14 protein-coding genes are annotated in these 21,592 nt (G+C 71.7%); 7 read left to right on the top strand and 7 right to left on the bottom strand.

All coding sequences use genetic code 11. The features are described from left to right. Nucleotides 1–47 precede the first annotated feature (47 nt). Complete coding sequence (mfd, locus tag ADK36_RS18690) at nt 48–3,578, bottom strand: transcription-repair coupling factor (RefSeq protein ID WP_053198326.1); 3,531 nt, start codon at nt 3,576–3,578, stop codon at nt 48–50. A 361-nt stretch (nt 3,579–3,939) separates the two neighbouring features. Here mfd and ADK36_RS18685 point away from each other — a divergent pair, with 361 nt between their 5' ends. Continuing rightward, nucleotides 3,940–5,394, top strand: coding sequence for a DUF2079 domain-containing protein (locus tag ADK36_RS18685; protein WP_053198324.1), 1,455 nt, complete (start codon nt 3,940–3,942; stop codon nt 5,392–5,394). Between the two features lie 114 nt (nt 5,395–5,508). Here ADK36_RS18685 and ADK36_RS18680 read toward each other — a convergent pair whose 3' ends face one another. Then, nucleotides 5,509–8,079, bottom strand: a complete 2,571-nt coding sequence (locus ADK36_RS18680; protein WP_048583117.1) for an ABC transporter permease — start codon at nt 8,077–8,079, stop codon at nt 5,509–5,511. Next, a complete protein-coding gene (locus tag ADK36_RS18675; protein WP_048583116.1) occupies nt 8,076–8,864 on the bottom strand; it encodes an ABC transporter ATP-binding protein in 789 nt (262 codons plus the stop codon). The genes ADK36_RS18680 and ADK36_RS18675 overlap by 4 nt, the downstream gene beginning before the upstream one ends. A gap of 412 nt (nt 8,865–9,276) precedes the next feature. Here ADK36_RS18675 and ADK36_RS18670 point away from each other — a divergent pair, with 412 nt between their 5' ends. Then, complete coding sequence (locus ADK36_RS18670) at nt 9,277–10,779, top strand: MFS transporter (RefSeq protein ID WP_053198323.1); 1,503 nt, start codon at nt 9,277–9,279, stop codon at nt 10,777–10,779. A gap of 302 nt (nt 10,780–11,081) precedes the next feature. Here the strand turns inward: ADK36_RS18670 and ADK36_RS18665 are convergent, their stop codons facing one another. Continuing rightward, nucleotides 11,082–12,038, bottom strand: coding sequence for an endonuclease/exonuclease/phosphatase family protein (locus ADK36_RS18665; protein WP_425315315.1), 957 nt, complete (start codon nt 12,036–12,038; stop codon nt 11,082–11,084). Nucleotides 12,039–12,135: 97 nt separating this feature from the next. On the opposite strand from ADK36_RS18665, the gene ADK36_RS18660 reads away from it, so the two are divergent. From ADK36_RS18660 to ADK36_RS18650, 3 genes are all read left to right on the top strand, one after another. After that, the gene (locus ADK36_RS18660; RefSeq protein WP_048583179.1) at nt 12,136–12,648 is read left to right on the top strand and encodes a GNAT family N-acetyltransferase; all 513 of its coding nucleotides are present in this window, start codon (nt 12,136–12,138) and stop codon (nt 12,646–12,648) included. A 180-nt stretch (nt 12,649–12,828) separates the two neighbouring features. Beyond that, nucleotides 12,829–13,308: a DUF485 domain-containing protein gene (locus ADK36_RS18655; RefSeq protein WP_048583114.1), complete on the top strand. Its 480-nt coding sequence runs from the start codon at nt 12,829–12,831 to the stop codon at nt 13,306–13,308. Next, nucleotides 13,305–14,915, top strand: a complete 1,611-nt coding sequence (locus ADK36_RS18650; protein WP_048583113.1) for a cation acetate symporter — start codon at nt 13,305–13,307, stop codon at nt 14,913–14,915. Before ADK36_RS18655 ends, ADK36_RS18650 begins: the two co-directional genes overlap by 4 nt. Nucleotides 14,916–15,047: 132 nt before the next feature. Here the strand turns inward: ADK36_RS18650 and ADK36_RS18645 are convergent, their stop codons facing one another. From ADK36_RS18645 to ADK36_RS18630, 3 genes are all read right to left on the bottom strand, one after another. Then, nucleotides 15,048–15,935 (bottom strand): cellulose-binding protein, encoded by an 888-nt coding sequence (locus ADK36_RS18645; RefSeq protein WP_048583112.1) that lies wholly within the window; start codon nt 15,933–15,935, stop codon nt 15,048–15,050. A 340-nt stretch (nt 15,936–16,275) separates the two neighbouring features. After that, on the bottom strand, nt 16,276–19,122 hold the full coding sequence (locus ADK36_RS46355) for an SUKH-4 family immunity protein (protein ID WP_078942639.1): 2,847 nt from the start codon (nt 19,120–19,122) through the stop codon (nt 16,276–16,278). An 8-nt stretch (nt 19,123–19,130) separates the two neighbouring features. Next, the gene (locus ADK36_RS18630; RefSeq protein ID WP_078916370.1) at nt 19,131–20,156 is read right to left on the bottom strand and encodes an SMI1/KNR4 family protein; all 1,026 of its coding nucleotides are present in this window, start codon (nt 20,154–20,156) and stop codon (nt 19,131–19,133) included. Between the two features lie 308 nt (nt 20,157–20,464). Here ADK36_RS18630 and ADK36_RS18625 point away from each other — a divergent pair, with 308 nt between their 5' ends. Together ADK36_RS18625 and ADK36_RS18620 are read left to right on the top strand one after the other, a co-directional pair. Beyond that, nucleotides 20,465–20,989 carry a YwqJ-related putative deaminase gene (locus ADK36_RS18625; RefSeq protein ID WP_048583109.1) on the top strand — a complete coding sequence of 175 codons (525 nt, stop codon included), beginning with the start codon at nt 20,465–20,467 and terminating at the stop codon, nt 20,987–20,989. A gap of 60 nt (nt 20,990–21,049) precedes the next feature. Then, entirely contained in the window at nt 21,050–21,544 is a 495-nt protein-coding gene (locus tag ADK36_RS18620) for an SUKH-3 domain-containing protein (protein ID WP_048583108.1), read from the top strand. Nucleotides 21,545–21,592: the final 48 nt, after the last annotated feature.

Below are 21,592 nucleotides of genomic sequence, written 5' to 3'. Positions count from 1 at the left end.
CTCGCGACGAACCTCCTCGCACCCCTGCTGCTTCGGACCGGCCCCGCTCACGAGCCCAGAATCGACGCCAGGAACTCCCCGACCCACCCCAGCAACTCCCGCCCGACCAGCGGCTTCCCGCCCACCTTCGCGGTCTTGGGGCGCGGCACCAGCAGCTGCTGCACCGCCGGCTTGATGACGGTCCCCGGGTACAGGCGCCTGACCCTCAGCTCCTGCGACTCGCGCAGCTCCACCGGCGCGAAGCGGATGTTGTTGCCCTGGAGGACGATCTCGCCGACGCCGCACGCGCGGGCCAGCATGCGCAGGCCCGCCACCAGGAGGAGGTTCTCGACCGGTTCGGGCAACTTGCCGTAGCGGTCGACGAGTTCCTCTCGTACGGCCTTGACGTCCTCCTCCGTGTTGGCGGAGGCGATCGCACGGTAGGCCTGGAGGCGCAGTCGCTCGCCGGGGGCGTAGTCGTGCGGGACGTGGGCGTCGACCGGGAGCTCGATCTTGACCTCCAGCGGCGGCTCCTCCTCCACCCCGCCCTCCAGCGAGGCGCGGTAGTCGGCGACCGCCTCACCGACCATCCGGACGTACAGGTCGAAGCCGACGCCCGCGATATGGCCGGACTGTTCGCCGCCGAGCAGGTTGCCGGCGCCTCGGATCTCCAGGTCCTTCATGGCGACGTACATACCCGCGCCCATCTCCGTGTGCTGGGCGATGGTCGCCAGGCGCTCGTGGGCCGTCTCCGTCAGGGGCTTCTCCGGCGGGTAGAGGAAGTAGGCGTAGCCGCGCTCCCTGCCTCGCCCGACCCGGCCGCGCAGCTGGTGCAGCTGGGACAGGCCGAAGTTGTCGCCGCGCTCCACGATCAGGGTGTTGGCGTTGGAGATGTCGATGCCGGACTCGACGATCGTGGTCGACACCAGGACGTCGAACTTCTTCTCCCAGAAGTCGACGACCACCTGCTCCAGCGCCTGTTCCGACATCTGGCCGTGGGCCGTCGCGATGCGCGCCTCGGGGACGATCTCACGCAGGCGGGCGGCCGCGCGGTCGATCGACTCGACCCGGTTGTGGATGTAGAAGACCTGACCCTCGCGCAGCAGTTCACGGCGGATCGCGGCGCCGATCTGCTTCTCCTCGTACGGGCCGACGAAGGTCAGGACCGGGTGGCGCTCCTCGGGGGGAGTCGTGATCGTCGACATCTCCCGGATGCCGGTGACCGCCATCTCCAGGGTTCGAGGGATCGGGGTCGCGGACATCGTGAGGACGTCGACGTTCGCGCGCAGCTTCTTCAGCTGCTCCTTGTGCTCGACGCCGAAGCGCTGTTCCTCGTCGACGATGACCAGGCCCAGGTCCTTGAACTTGGTCTCCGACGAGAACAGCCGGTGCGTGCCGATGACGATGTCCACGGCACCGTCCTTCAGGCCCTCCAGGGTCGCCTTCGCCTCGGTGTCGGTCTGGAAGCGGGACAGGGCCCGGGTGTTCACCGGGAACTGCGAGTAGCGCTCCGAGAACGTCCCGAAGTGCTGTTGGACCAGCAGGGTCGTGGGGACCAGGACAGCCACCTGCTTGCCGTCCTGGACGGCCTTGAAGGCGGCCCGTACCGCGATCTCCGTCTTGCCGTAGCCGACGTCGCCGCAGATCAGGCGGTCCATCGGGACCGACTTCTCCATGTCCTCCTTGACCTCGGCGATGGTCGTCAGCTGGTCGGGGGTCTCGGCGTACGGGAAGGCGTCCTCCAGCTCGCGCTGCCAGGGGGTGTCCGAGCCGAAGGCGTGCCCCGGGGCCGCCATGCGCGCGCTGTACAGCTTGATCAGGTCGGCCGCGATCTCCTTGACGGCCTTCTTCGCGCGTGCCTTCGTCTTCGTCCAGTCGGCGCCGCCCAGGCGGTGCAGCGTGGGGGCCTCGCCGCCGACGTACTTGGTGATCTGCTCCAGCTGGTCGGTGGGGATGTAGAGGCGGTCGCCGGGCTGGCCGCGCTTGGCGGGGGCGTACTCGACGACGAGGTACTCGCGCGTGGCGCCCTGGACGGTGCGCTGCACCATCTCGATGTAGCGGCCGACGCCGTGCTGCTCGTGGACGATGTAGTCGCCCGTCTCCAGGGTGAGCGGGTCGATGGTCTTGCGGCGGCGGGCCGGCATCCGGGCGCCGTCCTTGCCGGCCGCCTTCTGCCCGGACAGGTCCGTCTCGGTCAGGACGGCCAGCCTCAGCGCGGGGTCGACGAAGCCGTAGTCGATCGAGCCGCACGCGACATGGACGATCGCCGGGGAGATCTCCCCCAGGTCGGTCTCCAGGCGCGCCGCCACGCCCTCCCCGCCGAGCACCTCGACCGTGCGGGCCGCCGGGCCGTGGGCCTCGGTCACGAAGACCGTGCGCCAGCCGTCGGCGAGCCAGCCCTTGGTGTCGGCGAGGGCCTTCGCGGTGTCGCCGCGGTAGGACTCGGGGGCGTGCATGCCGAGCTTGAGGGTGTCCGCGTCGAGCGTCTCGTCGGCCGCGAACGGGGACACCGACCACCACATCATGTCCAGCTCGCGCGCCCGCTCCCGGACGTCCGCGATGGACCACAGGGAGGCCGCGCCGACGTCGATGGGCGCCTCGCCGCCGCCGGCCGTGGCGGCCCAGGACGCCTGGAGGAACTCCTGCGAGGTGGCCACGAGATCGGCGGCACGCGTGCGTACCCGCTCCGGGTCGCATACGACGGCCATGGCGCCCTTGGGCAGGACGTCGAGCAGCAGCTCCATGTCGTCGACGAGGACGGGGGCGAGGGACTCCATGCCCTCGACGGCGATGCCCTCGGCGATCTTGCCGAGCAGTTCACCGAGCTCGGGGTGCTGTTCGGCGAGGGCACGCGCGCGTGCGCGGACGTCGTCGGTGAGGAGGAGTTCGCGGCAGGGCGGGGCCCACAGGCCGTGCTCGGCGACTTCGAGGGAGCGCTGGTCGGCGACCTTGAAGTAGCGGATCTCCTCTACGTCGTCGCCCCAGAACTCGATGCGCAGGGGGTGCTCTTCGGTGGGCGGGAAGACATCCAGGATGCCGCCTCGTACGGCGAACTCGCCGCGCTTCTCGACGAGTTCCACGCGCGCGTACGCGGCGGCGGCGAGGGCCTCGACGATCTCGTTCAGGTCGGCGGTCTGACCAGTCCGCAGGGCCACCGGCTCCAGGTCACCGAGGCCCTTGACCTGCGGCTGGAGGACGGAGCGGACAGGGGCCACGACGACGGAGACCGGGCCCGTGTCGGGGTCGTCGGGGCGGGGGTGGGCGAGGCGGCGCAGGACCGCGAGGCGGCGGCCCACGGTGTCGCTGCGGGGGCTGAGGCGCTCGTGCGGGAGGGTCTCCCAGGACGGGTACTCCGCGACGCCCTCCGGGGGGAGGAGGGAGCGCAGGGCCGCCGCCAGGTCCTCGGCCTCGCGTCCCGTCGCCGTCACCGCGAGGACCGGCCGGTCGGTCTCGCGGGCGAGGGCGGCGATCGCGAACGGGCGGGCCGCCGGGGGGCCGACCAGGTCGACGTGCATGCGGTTGCCGTCTGCGGCCGCCGTGATCGCTTCCGCGAGGGCGGTGTCCTTGACTACGGCGTCGAGCAGACCGTGCAGGCTCATTCGGGGGCGCTTCCGTCCGGGGTGGGCAACACGAAGGGCCCGACGCGTGTGACGGGCCGGGGGCTTCCAGCGTACGTCGCTGCGCGGGCGGGTGCCGGGCCTGTGGATAACGCGCGTTCTCTGGTGACCGGCGTTGACGTGGTCGTGAAGGGGCTCCGCCCCTTCGACCCCGCTGGGGCTGCCGCCCCAGACCCCGCTATCGGCCCTTAAGGGGCCTCGTCCTCAAACGCCGGACGGGCTGAAAATGCCTGGGCCGGCGCCGGAACGTGGCAGGCCTCCACCTCAAACACCGGACCGGTCGAAATCGCCTGACCCGGCACCGGAAAGCGGCCCCGAGCCCCGCACCGCGTAAGGTCCCTCCATGCCCACCCCTGCCACCTCCGCGACGCCGAACACGTCCTCGGACCCCCACATACCGGCGCCCGCCACGCGCCCGGAAGCGCACCCTCGGCCCGGCGCCGGCCGGCGGGACCCATGGCTGCTCGCCGGCGTGCTCTTCGTCGGCTACGCGATCGTCTCCGTCGGGCGCTACCGGCATCTGGGGCAGCGGTCCTGGGACCTCGGGATTTTCGAGCAGGTCATCCGGGCGTACGCGCACCTCCAGGCGCCCGTCGCCGATCTCAAGGGGCCGGGGTTCAACATCCTGGGCGATCACTTCAGCCCGGTGACGGCCCTGCTCGCTCCGCTCTACCGGGTGTTTCCCTCCCCGGTCACCCTCCTCGTCGCGCAGGCCGCGCTGTTCGCCCTCTCCGCCGTGCCGGTCACCCGTGCCGCGGCCCGGCTGCTGGGGCGGCGCCCTGGGCTGGCCATCGGGGTGGCGTACGGGCTGTCGTGGGGGCTTCAGCAGGCCGTCGACTTCGACTTCCACGAGATCTGCTTCGCCGTGCCGCTCATCGCGTTCAGCCTGGAGGCGCTGCTCGCGCGGCGGTGGCGTGCGGCCCTGCTGTGGGCGCTCCCCCTGGTCCTCGTGAAGGAAGACCTGGGGATGACGCTGGCCGCCATCGCGCTGGTCGTCGCCCTGCGGGCCCGCCACGACTCCGTGCGTGCGGCCCGGTACGCGATCGGCGTCGCCGTCTTCGGCGTGGTGGCCGTCGCGGTCACCCTCCTGCTGGTCATACCGAGCTTCAACAGCGGCGGAACCTACGACTACTGGAACAAGGTGAGCGACTCGGGCGGCGGTGGCCCCTTCGACGGCCTCGACACCAAGCTCCGCACGCTCGGCTGGCTGCTCATCCCCACCACCGGGCTGCTCGCGATCCGCTCGCCCCTGCTGCTGGTCGCCCTGCCCACCCTCGGCTGGCGGTTCGCCTCCTCGTACTCGCAGTACTGGGGCACGGACTGGCACTACAGCGCCGTCCTCATGCCCGTCGTCATCCTGGCCCTCGTCGACGCCCTCGACACCGCCCGGCACAGCCCGCGCGAGTGGGTGCGGTCGTATGTCCGGCAGCTGCCCGCCGCCGTCGCGGCCGCCTCGGTCGCGCTGACCACCTCACTGCCGCTCGCCGCGCTGACCGAGAGCGAGATCTATCGCAAGCCCGAGCGCGTGACCGCCATAGAGCGGCTCCTCGCCCAGGTGCCCGACAACGCCTCCGTCGAGGCGAACATAGCTCCGATCAGCCGGCTCACCTCACGCTGCCGGGTCTTCTGGATCAGCACCACGCGCGGCATCGACCCGGACTTCATCGCCCTCGACAACTCCCGCAACCGCTATCGCGACGTCGAGGGCTACGCCCGGGACCTTCACCCCGACGCCCGGTACACCGTCAAGGGCACCGCCTACGGGGTCGTACTCCTGGAGCGGCGGACCGCCGGATGAGCACATAGGCGACGAACTCGGGGACCGCATGCCTTCGGGCCCGGTCCGCAGAAGGTGGAAACCTCCGCGGGCCGGGCCCGTCCCCCGCAACCCCCGTATGCGGTGGCTACTCGGCTACTCGGTCGCGATCGCGTTCAGTACGTTCATCCGGCCCGCCCTGAACGCCGGCACCAGTGCCGCGAACAGGCCCACGAAGGCCGAGCCGATGAAGACCCCGATGATCGTCGGCCACGGGATGTCGAGGACGTTCAGGCCCTCCAGGGCGAGCAGCTGCTGGGCCGTCGCACCCCAGCCCATCCCGAGTCCGAGGCCCAGCAGGGCGCCGAACAGGGCGATCACCACCGACTCCATGCGGATCATGCGGCGCAGCTGGCGGCGGGAGAGGCCGATGGCGCGCATCAGGCCGATCTCGCGGGTGCGTTCCACCACCGACAGGGCCAGGGTGTTCACCACACCCAGGACCGCGACGATGATCGCCAGGGCCAGCAGGCCGTAGACCATGTTCAGGAGCTGGCCGACCTGGTCCTTCAGCTCCTGCTTGTAGTCGGTCTGGTCGCGGACCTGGTACTGCGGGTAGTCGTGCAGCGACTTCTTCAGGGCCGCGTACGCCGCCTCCTCCTGGCCGTCCTTCGCCTTGGCGAACATGATCACGTTCTGCGGGATCCGGTCGGCGGGGACGTACCGCTCCAGCGTGGCGATGCTGATGTAGCGAGCGCCCTGGTCGATGGAGGTGTCGTCGTCCGTGATGGCCGCCACCTTCAGCTTCGCCGTCTCGCCTTCCTTGAAGGCGACGGTGATGGTGTCGCCGACGCGCACGCCGTGCTCCTTGGCGTAGTCGGTGCCGACCGACATGGCGTCCTTGCCGTAGGCGGCGGAGAGCGTGCCCTGCGTGGTCGTGCGGCGCACGTCCTGGGCGTACGTCGGATCGGCGGCTGTGAGCCCGGTGTCGTCGGTCTTGCCGTCCGGCGAGGTCAGGGTGGCGTCGATGTCCTTGTAGCGGGTGACGTGGGCCAGGCCCGGCGTCTGCCGCATGGCCTGCTCGGCCTGCGGCACGATCCGCTGCTGCTGGGTCATGACGATGTAGTCGGCGCCCACCGACTTGTCGAGCTCGCTCGTCGCCGAGGCGACCATCGAGGAGCCGACCACCGACAGACAGGCCACCAGCGCGAGGCCGATCATCAGGGCGGCGCCCGTGGCACCGGTACGGCGCGGGTTGCGCAGGGCGTTGCGCTCGGCCATGCGGCCCACGGGTCCGAAGGCGCGCAGCAGGACCGCGCTGATCACCCGGACCACCCCGCCCGCGAGCAGCGGGCCGATGACCACGAAGCCGATCAGGGTCAGCACCACGCCGCCGCCGAGCAGCAGCGCGCCGTCGCTCGCCTTGTCGGCCGTGGCGGCGGCGTACAGGGCGAAGGTGCCCGCGCCGGTCAGGACCAGGCCGATCAGGCCGCGTATCCAGCTCGCCCTGCCGTCGGCCGGGGTACCGGCGTCGCGCAGTGCGGCCATCGGTGAGACCTTGCCGGCGCGGCGGGCGGGGAGGTAGGCGGCGAGGACGGTGACGACGACGCCGAGGATCAGGCCGATGACCGGGGTCGTCACCTTCACCGTCAGGTCGTCGGTGGAGAGGTTCATGCCGGCCATCGACATCAGCTTCATCAGGCCGACGGCGATACCGACGCCCGCGCCCACGCCCAGCACGGAGCCGATGAAGCCGAGCAGCAGCGCCTCCACCAGCACGGACCGGTTGACCTGCCGGCGCGAGGAGCCGATGGCCCGCATCAGGCCGATCTCGCGGGTGCGCTGGGCGACCAGCATCGAGAAGGTGTTGATGATCAGGAAGATGCCGACCAGGAACGCGATCCCGGCGAAGCCGAGCATGGCGTACTTGATGATGTCCATGAACTCGCCGACGTCCTTGCGGTTCTCGTCGGCGGTCTCCTTGGCCGTCTGGATCTTGTACGAGCCGTCCAGGGCCCGCGCGATGTCCTGCTTGAGCTTCGCGTCGCTCACGCCGTCCGCCGCGGTGACGGAGACCTGCGTGAAGCGTCCGGTGGCGCCGAGCAGGGTGCGCTGGGCGGTCTCGGTGTCGAAGTAGACGACGGCCGCGCCCGGGTTGGTCACCTTCCAGGAGGCGATGCCGACGATCCGCGCGCGGATGTCACCGGTGGCGGCGATGGTGCGCAGTTCGTCGCCGAGCTTCAGGTCGTGCTTGTCGGCGGTGTCCGCGTCGACCATGACCTCGGTGGGCCCGCGCGGGGCGTGCCCGGAGGTGATGTCCATGGACTTCAGGTCGTTCCGGGTCCAGTTGCCGGCGATGGTGGGCGCGCCGGTGGAGGAACCCATGTTCTCGTTCTCGGAGTTGACGACGGTCACGCTCATCGAGCCGACCGCGCCCTCCGCCTGCTTGACGCCGTCGACGGCCGCGACCTGCTCGACGGTGGAGGCGGGCAGCGACACCGGCCGGCCCGTGCCGCCCCCGTCGTCCTCGTCCTCCGCCGTCCTGGGGCTGACGGTGACGTCGGAGGAGGTGACGGCGAAGAGCTTGTCGAAGGTGGTGTTCATCGTGTCGGTGAACACGAGGGTGCCGCTCACGAAGGCCACCGACAGCAGGACGGCCACGGCCGACAGGGCCATGCGTCCCTTGTGCGCGAAGAAGTTGCGCATCGAGGTCTTCAGGACGGTCATGACGTACGCCCCCGGGCGTCGAAGTCCTTCATGCGGTCCAGGACGGCGTCGGCGGTGGGCTTGTACATCTCGTCGACGATGCGCCCGTCGGCGAGGTACAGCACCCGGTCCGCGTACGAGGCGGCGACGGGGTCGTGGGTGACCATCACGATGGTCTGCCCGAGCTCGTCGACGGAGCGGCGCAGGAAGCCCAGTACCTCGGCGCCCGCGCGCGAGTCGAGGTTGCCGGTCGGCTCGTCGCCGAAGATGATCTCGGGTCGCGCGGCCAGGGCGCGGGCGACGGCGACGCGCTGCTGCTGACCGCCGGAGAGCTGGGTGGGCCGGTGCTTGAGCCGGTCGGAAAGGCCGACTGTGTCGACCACGCGCCCGAGCCACTGCTTGTCGGGCTTGCGGCCCGCGATGTCCATGGGCAGCGTGATGTTCTCAAGGGCGTTGAGCGTCGGCAGCAGGTTGAACGCCTGGAAGATGAAGCCGATCCGGTCCCGGCGCAGCTGCGTGAGCTTCTTGTCCTTCAGCCCGGTGATCTCGGTCTCGTCGAGATGGATCTGGCCGCTGCTGACGGTGTCGAGTCCGGCGAGGCAGTGCATCAGGGTGGACTTGCCGGACCCCGACGGGCCCATGATCGCGGTGAACTGGCCACGCGCGATGTCCACGTCGACATGGTCGAGAGCGACGACACGGGTCTCCCCCGACCCGTACGCCTTGACGACCTGCCGCGCCCGCGCGGCAACGGCCGTACGCCCTCCAGTGCCCCCGTGCCTGGGAATGGTCACAGCCGATGTCACGGTATGTCTCCTAAGTCGGTCGTCGATGGACGTACGAAGCCGTGTGCCGGTACGTCGATGACTGGGTACGTCGTTGAGTCTGGCTCCGGACAGGGGTCCGGCGCGCTGGTGCCGAGCCCCGTCTTGTACGGGGGAAAACCCCACCCCCGTCGGTTCGGCCTGCCGCCCCCCAGCGGCATAAAGCCAGGTTAAGGACGGCCCCCTGGTGTCTCGTCCTCCGGCGGTACCAACCCTCCCCGAGACCTAGTACGGAGGTACCCCTAGGGGCAGTCCACCCTTCGGTGGAGCGCACCTCGGGGTTGTCTCCACCCTGCGGCCCATCCAGGCTCCACCCTCCCGCGACGTCAGGGTCAAGTGGGAAGCTGTCCGGCGGCAGATAGCTGCAAGGGGAATGCATCAGGAGAGGAACCCGGTGGGCAGTACGAGACCCGCGATACGCGACACCGCACGGCGCACCGGAACCGACAAGCGCGGAGCCGTGGTCGCGGCCCTGATGCTCGCGATGGCCCTGGCCGCGCTCGACGCCACCATCGTCTCCACGGCCGTACCGCAGATCGTGGGCGACCTGGGCGGGTTCTCAGTCTTCTCCTGGCTCTTCTCCGGCTACCTGCTCGCCGTGACGGTGACCCTCCCGGTCTACGGCAAGCTCTCCGACACCTTCGGCCGCAAGCCGGTGCTGGTCGCGGGCGCGGCGCTGTTCCTGCTGGGGTCGCTGCTGTGCGCGGCGGCCTGGAACATGGCGGCGCTGATCGCGTTCCGGATCGTGCAGGGGCTGGGCGGCGGGGCCCTTCAGGGGACGGTGCAGACGCTGGCCGCCGACCTGTACCCGCTGGAGGAACGCCCCAGGATCCAGTCCAAGTTGTCCACGGTGTGGGCCGTGTCGGCGGTGGCTGGCCCGGGGGTGGGCGGCGTCCTGGCGGCCTACGCGGACTGGCGCTGGATCTTCCTCATCAACCTGCCCATAGGGGCGGTGGCGTTGTGGCTGATCGTGCGGCACCTGCACGAGCCCGAGCGCGAAGTGACGGGTACGCGCGCGCGTGTCGACTGGGCGGGCGCCCTGGCGGTGTTCGCGTGCGGGGGCGTGCTGCTGACGGCACTGGTGCAGGGCGGGGTGGCGTGGCCGTGGCTGTCGGGGCCGTCGATCGCCTTGTTCGGTACGGGACTCGCGCTGGTGGTGGTCGTGGTGGTCGTGGAGCGCCGGGCGGCCGACCCGATCATCCCCGGGTGGGTGTGGCGGCGCCGGACGATCGCGGCGGTGAACCTGGCCCTCGGCGCCCTGGGGTTGCTGATGGTGGCACCGACGGTGTTCCTGCCGACGTACGCCCAGTCGGTCCTCGGCCTGGCCCCGGTGGCGGCCGGATTCGTGCTGTCCGTCTGGACGTTGAGCTGGCCGGTGTCGGCGGCGTTCAGTCAGCACGTGTACCGGAGGATCGGCTTCCGCAATACGGCGATGCTGGGGATCGGGACGGCGTCGCTGATCCTGCTGGCGTTTCCGTTCCTGCCGTATCCCGGGCAGGCGTGGCAGCCGACGCTGCTGATGCTGCTGCTGGGGGCGGCGCTGGGGTTGTTCCAACTGCCGCTGATCGTGGGCGTGCAGTCGACGGTGGGCTGGTCGGAGCGCGGCACGACGACCGCGTCGGTGCTGTTCTGCCGGCAGACGGGCCAGACGATGGGCGCGGCGCTCTTCGGCGCGGTCGCGAACGGGGTGCTGGCCTCGCGGCTCGGCGGCGCGGGCGACCTGGACTCGGTGACGCGCGCGCTGGATTCGGGCGGCACGGCACCGGAAGCCACCAGGCGGGCCATCGCCGACGCGGTGCACGCCGTGTATCTGGGGGCGGCCGCGGCGGCGGCGCTGGCTTTCCTGGTGCTGTTGCTGCTGGCGCCGAGACGGTTCCCGGTACTTGAGGAGAACTGATCCGGCGTCCGTACGAGCACTTCCCGAGCGCGGGTCGCGGCGCTACGGGGGAATGGCCCGGCGATCGAGGAGAACGGCCCGCGGGTGGGCTTTCAGCGACGACCGAGGACGAGCTCAGCCCTTGCCGACGGCGCCGACCGCCGAGGCGCGCGAGGCCGCCGGGGCACATCCTCGGACAGGACGCGGCCTTGTACGGCCAACGCGAACGCCGCTGCCCCGAAGGCGAATCCGGGGCGGCGAGGGCGTACTCCGGGGCGGCCGGCGAGGCCGGTCGCCGGCCGGGTTCCGGGCTGCCTGGCGCCTCACCCCAGTGTGACGCGGGCGGCGACCGGCAGATGGTCGCTGCCGGTGGCGGGCAGGGTACGGATGTGAGCGACCGCCGCCGAGCGGGCCATGACCTGGTCGATCCGGGCCAGCGGCAGGGCAGCGGGGAAGCTGAGGGCGAAGCCCCGTTCCGCCACGTTCATCCGTGAGGTCAGCGGGGCCAGCCCGCGGTCGTCGACCGTGGCGTTGAGGTCGCCCAGCAGGATCACGGTTCGCAGCCGCTCGGCGGCGATGGCCTCACCCAGCAGACCGGCGCTCTCGTCGCGCCGGGAGGACGCCAGCCCGCCCGCCCCGACGCGGACCGAGGGCAGATGCGCGACATAGGCCGCGACATCGCCGTACGGCGTGTGAACCACGGCCCGCAGCCCGCGACTCCAGTCCTCCGTGATCCCCCGGGGCTTGATGTCGACGAGCCCGGCGCCGGTCAGCGGATGCTTCGACCAGAGCCCGACGGTCCCCCGCACCACGTGGTACGGGAAGTCCGCGGCGAGCATCTCCTCATAGACCGGCAGCGCCCGGGGCACCAGCTCCTCCAGCGCGACGAGATCGGGCTCGGCGTCGGCCAGGGCGCGGGCCGTGCCCGCCGGGTCGCCGTTCTCGTCGCTGACGTTGTGCTGCACCACGACCAGCTCGCGCGCGCCCGGCTCCGGCGCGGGCAGCAGCAGCCCGCCGAAGAGGTACGTCCAGGCCGCCACCGGCAGGAGCAGGGCCACCAGCGCGACGGCGGAACGACGCAGCAGGGCGAGGCCGAGCAGTACCACGACCACGGCGCCGAGCCAGGGCAGGAAGGCTTCCAGCAGACTCCCCACGCGTCCCACGGAGTTGGGCACGGCCCGGTGGCCCGCCAGCAACCCTGCCGTGAGCACGGCGAGCGCGGCGAGCACCCGCCCCCGGGCCGCCCACCGCGCCGCCCACCGGGTCGCCGCTGCCCGCACCTTCGACGTCACGCTTGCCAAGACGATCTGCCGGGCGGATCAGTTTCCTCGCCCCGCGCCCCGCGCCCCGTGTTTCCGGGTCCCTATCCTGTGGCACATGGTGAAGCTGGAGCGGCTGCGGGCCGATCACGCGGAGGCTCTGCTGGCCTTCGAGCTGGAGAACCGGGCGTACTTCGCCCGATCCATCCCCGATCGCGGGGACGCGTATTTCGCCGAGTTCGACGCCCTGCACCAGGCCCGGCTGGCCGAACAGGACGACGGGATCTGCCACTTCCACCTGGTGACGGACGGCGAGGGGACCATCCTCGGACGGGTCAACCTGATCGACGTCGAGGACGGTTCGGCTGAGCTCGGGTACCGCGTCGGGGAGCAGGCGGCGGGCAGGGGTGTCGCCACGGCGGCGGTGGCGGAGGTGTGCCGGGTGGCCGGCACGGCGTACGGGCTGACGTCCCTGGTCGCCGTCACCACGCTGGACAACCCGGCCTCCCGGGCCGTCCTGGAGCGGAACTCCTTCACCTTCGTGGAGGACATCGCTGTGGCTGGCCGGCCCGGAGTCCGTTATCGGCGCGCGCACCTCGGGCAGCCGGGTACAGCGGGCTCAAAAGTCTGAGTTAACGCCGGTAACACACCAGGTCAGACACGGTTCGGTGGAGAAAGCGCATACCGACCGCTCAGTTTGGTGAAACCCTCGCGCAAGGGCCGTACTCCGAAGTAACGTGCGTGGCTCGGCCGCCCCCCCACCTCCCTGCGGTCCGTCGCACCGGACCCGAGCCGCGCAAGGAGCAACGGGATGTCCCCGTCCTTCGACCCGTCACCGCCGTACCAGTACGGCCCGGGCGACACGTCATCACCGTCGTACAACACCTACGACGCCTACGACACCTATCCCTGGCAGACCCCGGCCCCACCGCAGCCACCCCCGCACCACCGGACCTCCGACCACCCGCCCCTCGGGCACCACAGCGACCTGCGGATCCTGCGCAGCGCCTACCGCTGGCAGCGGCGCGTGGCGACGCTCACCGCGCTCGGCTACTTCACCCTCTTTTTGATCCTGTCCGCGTTCGCGCCCGGGTTCATGACGGGCACGGTCACCGAGGGGCTGCCCGTCGGCCTGCTGCTCGCGCTGATCCAACTGCCCGTCACCTGGCTGGCGATAGGTCTGTACGAGCACACGGCCCGCCGTTACGTCGACCCGCTCGCGGACCGCATCCGCAAGCTGGCCGAGGTGGACGCCAAGCGGGAGTCGGGGAACCGGGGGACGGGACGATGACGGACTTCAGCGGAGACGCGCAGGCGATGTCGCTGGTCGCGTTCTGTGCCGTGGCCACCATCACGCTGCTGCTGTGCGTGATGACGGGCCCGGACCGGGACGACCTCGACGAGTTCTACACGGGTTACAGCTCGCTGTCCCCCGTGCGCAACGGCCTGGCGATCGCGGGCGACTACATCAGCGCGGCGACCGTGCTGGGCACGACCGGCGTGGTCGCGCTGTGCGGCTACGACGGCATCGTGCTGGCGCTGAGCACCGCCCTGTCGCTGATGCTGCTGATGTTCCTGCTGGCCGAACCCCTGCGCAACGCGGGCCGGTTCACCATGGGCGACGCGCTGGCCCGCCGGATGCCGGGCCGGAGCGTGCGCATCGCCGCGTGCGCGGTGACGCTGGCCGCGCTGGTGCCGCTGATGCTGGTGCAGTTGGCGGGGACCGGGCAGTTGCTGGCGTTCATCCTGGGCTTCTCGGGCGACTCGCTGAAGACGGGGTGCATCGTCGGCCTCGGCGTGCTGATGATCAGCTACGCGGCGATCGGCGGGATGAAGGGCACCGCGCTCATCCAGATCCTGAAGATCGTGATGCTGCTCGGGTCGGGCGCGGTGGTCGCCCTCCTGTTGCTGGCGCGGTTCGACTGGGACCCCGGCGCACTGTTCGACACGGCGGCGCGGCAGAGCGGGGTCGGCTCGGCGTTCCTGGAGTCGGGCCTGCAGTTCGCGGGCGGCCCGCACCCCCGCCTCGACATGATCAGCTCCCAGCTCGCGGTCGTCCTCGGCGGTGCGGTGCTGCCGCACATCACCATGCGCATGTACACGGCGACCGGCGCGCGTCAGGTGCGCCGCTCGATGTCGTGGGCGGTGTCGATCGTGGCGCTGTTCGTGCTGGTGATCACGGTCGTCGGCTTCGGCGCGACGGCGCTGATCGGGCGGGAGGTGATCGCCGGGGCGGACCCGCAGGGCAACACGGCGTATCTGCTGGGCTCCAGGGCCGCGTTCGGCGCCGAGGTCTCCACCGCGGAGACCCTGCTCTTCACGGCGGTCACCACGGCCATCTTCCTGACCGTGCTCGCCTCGGTGGCCGGCATGATCCTGGCCTGCGCGAACTCCCTCGCCCATGACGTGTTCGCCGTGCGGCTACGGGAGCTGTCCGGCCGCCGCGAGATGATGGTGGCGCGGCTGTCCGCGCTGGGCGTGGGGGTCCCGGCGATCGTGCTGGCGACGATGGTCCAGCACCGCAGCCTCCAGCCGCTGGTGACCCTGTCCTTCACGCTGGGCGCCTCGGCGATCGCCCCGGCCCTCGTCTACAGCCTCTTCTGGCGCCGCTACACCCGGGCCGGACTGATGTGGACGCTGATCGGCGGCTCGGTGGTGGTGCTGGTGCTGATGCCGGGAACCAATCTCGTCTCCGGGTCGCCGGTCTCGGCGTTCCCCGACGCCGACTTCAACTGGTTCCCCTTCACCACGCCCGGACTCGTGTCGATCCCGGCCGGCTTCCTCCTCGGGTGGCTGGGGACGGTCCTGTCGGGGCGGGAGAAGTCGGAGGAACAGCGGCGGCAGTACGAGGCCGTGGAGGGGTGGATTCTGGCGGGGGCGGTGCGGAGGGGGAACTAGGCACCCGCTTCTCGACATCGGGTCGGGGCCGGAGTCGGGACCGGAGTCGGGACCGGGCAGGGACCGGGCAGGACCAAGGCAGGACCAAGGCAGGACCGGGGGCGGGGTCCTCGCCGGACCCCCGCCCCGGTCTCACTCCATTGCCGCCTGCCGCTCCAGCGTCGACAGGCTGTTGCGCATCTGGTCCATCTGCAACCGCACCTCGTCCCACATCTCCCCGTGCTCACGCAGCACCCGCTCGGTCTCCCGGGCGATCCGCTCCGTCCGCTCGCGGGCCTGCTCCAGCAGCTCCGCCGCCCGCGCCGTCGCCTCCTCCTGCAACCGCTCGGCGGAGGCCCGCGCGTCGGCGAGCTCCTGCTCCGCCTCGGCCAACGACGCCTCGGCCCGCGCCACGCCCTCCTTCTCCGATTTCTCCAGCGCGGCCAACCGGCGCTCGGCCTCCCGCTCGGCCTCCGCCAACCGCTCGGCGTGCTCCTTGGCCTGCCGCGCCACCAGGCCGGCGGTCTGCTGCCGCGCCTGGCGCAACGGGCCGAGCACCTCCCCGCGCTCCTCCTTCACATCACGCCGGGCGGCGATACGCGCCTCGCCCGCCTCCGCGCGTGCCGCGAGCAACCGCTGACGGGCCCACTCCTCGGCTTCGGCGCTCACGGCGTCGGCGTGCGCCTGCGCCGCGTCCCGCACCTCGTCCGCATACGACTGCGCCTCCTCCATCAGCCGCTGCGTCTCCTGCCGCGCTCCCTCCCGCACGGCCGCGGCCTCCTCCTCCACCATCTCGAAAAGCCGCCGCGCACGCCCCCCGAGCTCCTCGTACGTCTGCGGGGCGAGCTCCGCCACCACCTCCCGCAGCCGCTCCGCCTCCTCGTCCATCTCCCGGGCGAGCACGGTGAGCCGGGCGGCCCGCTCCCAGGCGGCGTCACGGTCCCGGAAGAGGGCGTCGATGTAGGCGTCGACCTGTTCGGGACGGTAGCCACGCCCTCTTACGACCACGAAGTCGTAGAGCGGGACCGGTGCGCTGCTCATCCTGGAACCCCTCTCCGCCGAACGGATGCGAAATGATGATTTAGCGCACATCTTGATGTATCGGGCGGAAGCGTTCATAACGCGACACTCCGCGCAGGAGGCACCGCGCGGGGGCACGGAGGCACGGAGGCACGCCGAGCGGCGCACACGAAGACCAGCGGCGCGCGGAAGGACGAACGGCGCGCAAAACGACGAAGAGCGCATACGAAAGGGCCGGCTCCCGGTCGTACAACCGGGAGCCGGCCCCTGCGCACCCCGCACGCCTCAGCGGCGGCGGTCAGCGGCAGCCGGGTGACATCACCCGGCTGCCCTCACCTCACGACAAACAGCCGAACGGCCGTCACAACAACCCGTCCCACATCTGCTCCAGCAGCACCGACCACCAGCTTTCCGGCGACCCGAGCGCCGCCGGGTCGAGGGCGGCGAGCTGAGCCTGGAAGTCGACGGTCCAACGGCCCGCCTGCTCCTGGTTCAGGCCGAAGCGAAGACGCCACATCCGGCCCAGCAGCGCCAGGCAGCGCTGGAACTCGGGCAGCCCCGTGTTCACGAACTGCGGCGGTACGGGCGCACCACCCGGCCCCGCCTCCACCGGCACGGCGACGATGTGCGCCGTCCCGTACTGCACACACAGCGCCTTGCCGAAGTCGCTGCCCATGACGAGATACGAGCCCGCGTCCGACGCCGGCTGCACCCCGCGCTCCTGCGCCAGCTCCGCCAGCGTCGGAACAGGCCGTCCCGGCTGGGCCTGCGCCCAGAAGAACGGACCCATGTCCAGCGGCAGACCGCCCACCATCAGGCTGTGCGCCACGACCGGCGGCACACCCTGCCGCGACACGGCGGCCTGCTCGAACCGGAACAACCCCGGCCCGAACGCCCCCGCCAGCTCCTGCGCCACACCCTCCGGCGGAACCGGCGGCACCGGCTGCACCTGCGGCAACGGCGCACGCACCGGCGCCGGGCGGGCGGGCCCGTCGGCCACCTGGTGCAACTCGCCCTGGTGCGCCAGCAGTTGCTGCATGCCCTGCTGCCGGCTCGCGTGATCCGTGCCGTACGGCGCGATCGACGTGATCCGCGCCTGCGGCCACTGCTCCCGGATCATCCGCGCACAGTACGCACCCGGCAGCTCACACGACTCCAGCTCCGTGTGCAGCTCCAGCACCTGGTCCGGCGGCACGTTCATGCCCCGCAGCTCATGGAAGATCTGCCACTCCGGATGCGGCGTACCCGGCGCCGAACGCCGGATCAGCTGCTGCTCCGACCCGTCCTGCGCCCGGTAGCGGAGAACGGCCTGATAGCCGGGGCCGACGGTCGGCTGGCCGACGGGTTGTTGGGGATAACCGTACGCCGAGGGCTGCCCCGGCGCGGGCTGACCGGGCTGCCCAGGCTGACCAGGGTGCCCGGGCTGCGGAGGAACCGCCCCCGGAGGCACGGGGGGCTGAGGGGCACCGGGCGGCGCCATCCCGGCACCACCGGGCGGCATACCGGGACCGGCAGGTGGCATGCCGGGACCGCCCGGAGGCATCCCCGGAGCGCCGGGCGGCTGCGGCGCGCCCGGCGCCGGTGGCGGCGGAGGCACACCGGGGCCGCCCACCGGGGGCGCGGCCAGCACGGTCTCCGCGTGGTGCACGGCACCGCGAGCACCATCCGAGGAACCCGGAGCGCCCGGCATACCCGGAGCACCCGGAGGCTGCGGCGCGCCGGGGCCGCCCGGCATGCCCGGTGCACCCGGAGCACCGGGCGGGTTGGGGATGCCGTGCGGATTCGGCGCACCCGGAGCACCCGGCACACCAGGAGGCCCCGGTGGCTGCGGCGCGCCGCCCATCTGGTTCGGGTCGGCCAGCACGGTGGCGGCATGGTGCACCCCGCCGGGGGGCGTACCGCCGGGCGTACCGGGCGGGTTGGGGGCGCCCGGAGGATTCGGCGCGCCGGGCATCCCAGGGGCCCCCGGCGTACCGGGCGGCTGCGGAATCCCCGGCCCGGCGGCACCCTCGGGACCATCGGGACCCAGCGCCGACACCAGCTGCGTCGGAACGTACCCACCCCCCGGAGCACCCGGCGCACCCGACATACCAGGAGCCGCCGGCGTACCCGGCGCACCAGGCGTACCCGGAGCCGCCGGCGTACCCGGAGCCGCCGGGGGCTGAGGAGGCGGAGGCGGCGTCGCCCCACCCCGCGCACGAGGAGGCGCCGCCTTGCTCGTCGCGGCATCGGCGATGTCCCCGGCGTTCGGCGCGAGCGGCCGACCCGGCGTCTCGGGACCACCCGGCGCCTGCGGCCCGCCCTGCGGATAGCCGTAGGAGGGCGCGGACGGCGGCGTGGCACCCGGCGGAGGCGTACCCGGCACACCGGCACCCTGCGGATAGCCGTACGAAGGCGCCCCCGGCGGCGGAGGCGGTGTCGGCGCACCCGGCGTGTCCGGCTCGTCCAGCGCCGGCTCGATCGCCGTCGAGGGAAGCTGGCTGCCGCCCGACATCAGCGCCGTCTTGGCGTCCGGCGGCGTCGCGTCGTCACCGCTCAACGGCGGCGCGAACACGGTCTCCGGCAACGGCACGGAACGGTCCTCACCGGCATCGGCGTTGGTGTCCGTACCGGCCCAGGGAGTCGCCCCCTCGGGCACACCGGGCACCGGCGCCGCAGGCGGAGGCGTCGACGGCGGCCCGGCCGCGCCCACCGGAACCCCGCCCTGCGTCTCAGGAAGCGCCCCGGCACCAGACACACCACCGCCGTCGGACCCCGAAACCGACCCCGACCCCGAACCAGAAGCCGAAGCCGAAGCCGAATCCGCGCCCCCGTCCCCGCCGTCCCGGCCCTGAATCCCCAGCTTGTCCGCCGCCTCCTGCAACCACTCCGGCGGCGTCAACAAGAACGACGTCTGATTCAGATCCACCCGAGCCGGAGCAGCCGGCGCCGGCTCGGCGACCGCGTCCCCACGGCCGTACTCCTCCTCGTACCGGCGAATCACCTCACCCACCGGCAGCGACGGCCACAACGTGGCCTCCCCGCTGTCCCGGGCGATCACCAGCCGCTGCGCGCCCCCGTCCGAACTCGGCCCGTCCGAACGGTCCTCGGCCCACACCACGAACCCGAGCCCGAACTCCCGCACCCGCACCTCACGATGCTGATACGACGGCACATCACCGTTGATCCACTCTTCCGCACGCTCCTGCGCCTGCGCGAACGTCACCATCGCGAAGCTCACTCCCCCACAGCCGCAGCGGCGACGGGCACCGCACCCGCGAACCCACCGTCCACCATCAGATTCGCCACCGTCTCCAACTCCGGCGGAGAACCCGCCAGCCGGGACAGAAACGCATCGAAGTCCTCACCGCACGGCACCAGCAGCCGCTCCACCCGCTCCGCCGGCGGCCACGAAGGATCCACATCCCGCGCGTCGTCGTACGCGCAGAACCACACCGACCCCAGCCGCTCGCCCTTCACCTTCACGGCCAGCAACCCGCCCTGCACGAACCCGACACCCAGATAGTCCTTGGTCAGATGGTCACGCAAGCACTTGTTGACATACACCAGGTCGTTGACGGCCGCCTCGTCCCGCACCGTGAACAACGGCTGGTCGACCAGCAGACCCAACCCCGGATCCAGCGCCGTCCCCACCGGCGCACACCCACCCGCCGCCTTCAGGAACGACCGGTACGCACCCGGCAGCCGATACCCGAGATCCTCCTCGACACCCAGCGCCTGCGCCTCCGTCACCGCCACACCCGACTTCGGCAGCCGGAAATGCGCGGGCCGCGTCTCCTGCAACGGCCGCGTCCCCCGCTTGTCGTGATCCACCGCCGACGTCGCGATCCCACCGTGATGCCGCAACAGCGCCTTCACCTCGACCGGAACCAACTCCAGCCGCCGCGAACCCACCACGTGATGCCATGTCCAGCCATGCGGCGTCGCCACCGCCGGGATCGTGTCCCACAGTTCATGCCCCGACGCCGCCAGCGCCGCGTTCGCCGACACATAGTCCGTCAGCCGCAACTCATCGACACCAAAACCCTGCGGCGGCTCCGCGATCTCCGCCGCCGCCCGCGCGTACGGCGAGAAATCGGGGTAACCACGCTCGTCCACCCGTACTCCTCTCGGGTGACGGGTCGCCCGGACCGGATCCGGGAAATGCACGACCTGCCCGGCATAAGCAGCGTTCGGCGGCGCGGCTTGTCCCCCGGCCTGGCGGCCGGGAGGTGCCCCCAGCCCGAGCCGACCTGTCGTCATCGCGGTTGCCCCCTGCGGCGTTCTGATACGCGCCACCATGACCACTCCGGGTCACAACGCCACGTATCGGCTGTCTCGTCTGCGTCCACGCGTCACCGCATGGAAAGCGGTGCCGACAGCCTATGCGGTACGACGACACCGGTCACCGGCGCCGGTCACGCCCCCCTCCGCTTCCGTGACCAGCCGTCACCCCGCCGTGACAGCCCGCCCAAACCCGGGCGTGTCGCGACGCCCCAGCTTCCGCACCCGCCACGCCATTTGGCACTCTGTGACGTCCGAGAGCATGCCCGGGGGATGCTCGGGAGGGGATGACGATCATGAACGCGACGCAGACAGGCCCACACGCAGCCCAGTCCGGCGACCCTCGCATCGGCTGGAGCGCCACCGAGGCCCCCCGCACACCCGCCCTCCTCCACCGCCGCGACGGCATACTCCCCACCGTCGCCGCCGCCCTCTCCGTCCGCGGCGCCACCCTCACCGGCACCGCCGCCCGCGGCGACCAACCCCCACCCCTGCACCACCTCGTCCAGGACTTCCTCGACACCCTCACCAGCTCGGAACGCGACCGCTTCACCGGCCGCTGTGCCGAAACCATCCTCATCTCACGCCACATCGCCGCAGCCGACGCCACCCGCAGCAAACGCTCCGCCCGCAAACCCATGACCAACGGCGAAGCCCGCAAAGCCCTCAAACAGGCCAAACTCACCGCCCGCCGCATCCGCGAGGACGGCGACCCCCTGCACGGCAGCTTCGCCGCACCCTGCCGCGCCTGCACCGCCCTCAGCGCCCACTTCGGCGTCCGCATCGTCGACCCGACGACGACCGACGGCTAACCCGTCACTCCCCCGGCACATCCGTAGGCACATCCGTAGGCACCGACGAACGAAGGGCAGATGCACACCGACCGCACCTCCACCACCCGCTTCCCCGTCCCCGTCGACGCCGCCCTGCGCGCCGCCGGCTGGCAACCCGGACGCTGGGACATCAAACAAGCCGAGATCTGGGCCGACACCCTCCGCGAACACACCTCACCCGCCGGCCACACCCACGCCGTCTTCCCCGCCGCGGTGGAAGCCTGGGCCGAATTCGGCGGCCTGCACATCACCCCCAGCGGCCCCGGCCGCCAGATCGCCCCCGCCGCGCTCCACTTCGACCCCCTCCACGGCCTCCACATGGCCCGCACCCTGGGCGACCTCGGCCGCGCCCTCGACACCGAGGTCTGCCCCCTCGGCGCCGAAACCGACACCCAGGCCCTCCTCGCCATCGACACCGAAGGCCGCGTCTACGGCCTCGACCACACCGGCGACTGGTACCTCGGCCCCGACATCGACCAAGCCCTCGCCACCCTCGTCGCAGGCATAGAACCGGCACGACTCACAGCGGGCTGACACCCGCCAACGGCGACGGACCGACCCCGTCCCGCCCCGCCGGAATCC

Origin of the sequence: Streptomyces viridochromogenes, assembly GCF_001270495.1 — a bacterium.
GTDB lineage: Bacteria > Actinomycetota > Actinomycetes > Streptomycetales > Streptomycetaceae > Streptomyces > Streptomyces viridochromogenes_A.
Note: the sequence above shows the minus strand (reverse complement) of the source record. Positions and strands in the feature narration are given on the sequence as shown.

Excerpts from the sequence above, each read along its gene's own strand:
- ADK36_RS18650 (WP_048583113.1), top strand. The coding sequence starts at position 13,305 with ATGACGGACTTCAGCGGAGACGCGCAGGCGATGTCGCTGGTCGCGTTC.
- mfd (WP_053198326.1), bottom strand. The coding sequence starts at position 3,578 with ATGAGCCTGCACGGTCTGCTCGACGCCGTAGTCAAGGACACCGCCCTC.
- ADK36_RS18655 (WP_048583114.1), top strand. The coding sequence starts at position 12,829 with ATGTCCCCGTCCTTCGACCCGTCACCGCCGTACCAGTACGGCCCGGGC.
- ADK36_RS18620 (WP_048583108.1), top strand. The coding sequence starts at position 21,050 with ATGCACACCGACCGCACCTCCACCACCCGCTTCCCCGTCCCCGTCGAC.
- ADK36_RS18625 (WP_048583109.1), top strand. The coding sequence starts at position 20,465 with ATGACGATCATGAACGCGACGCAGACAGGCCCACACGCAGCCCAGTCC.
- ADK36_RS18685 (WP_053198324.1), top strand. The coding sequence starts at position 3,940 with ATGCCCACCCCTGCCACCTCCGCGACGCCGAACACGTCCTCGGACCCC.
- ADK36_RS18660 (WP_048583179.1), top strand. The coding sequence starts at position 12,136 with ATGGTGAAGCTGGAGCGGCTGCGGGCCGATCACGCGGAGGCTCTGCTG.
- ADK36_RS18630 (WP_078916370.1), bottom strand. The coding sequence starts at position 20,156 with ATGACGACAGGTCGGCTCGGGCTGGGGGCACCTCCCGGCCGCCAGGCC.
- ADK36_RS46355 (WP_078942639.1), bottom strand. The coding sequence starts at position 19,122 with ATGGTGACGTTCGCGCAGGCGCAGGAGCGTGCGGAAGAGTGGATCAAC.
- ADK36_RS18680 (WP_048583117.1), bottom strand. The coding sequence starts at position 8,079 with ATGACCGTCCTGAAGACCTCGATGCGCAACTTCTTCGCGCACAAGGGA.
- ADK36_RS18645 (WP_048583112.1), bottom strand. The coding sequence starts at position 15,935 with ATGAGCAGCGCACCGGTCCCGCTCTACGACTTCGTGGTCGTAAGAGGG.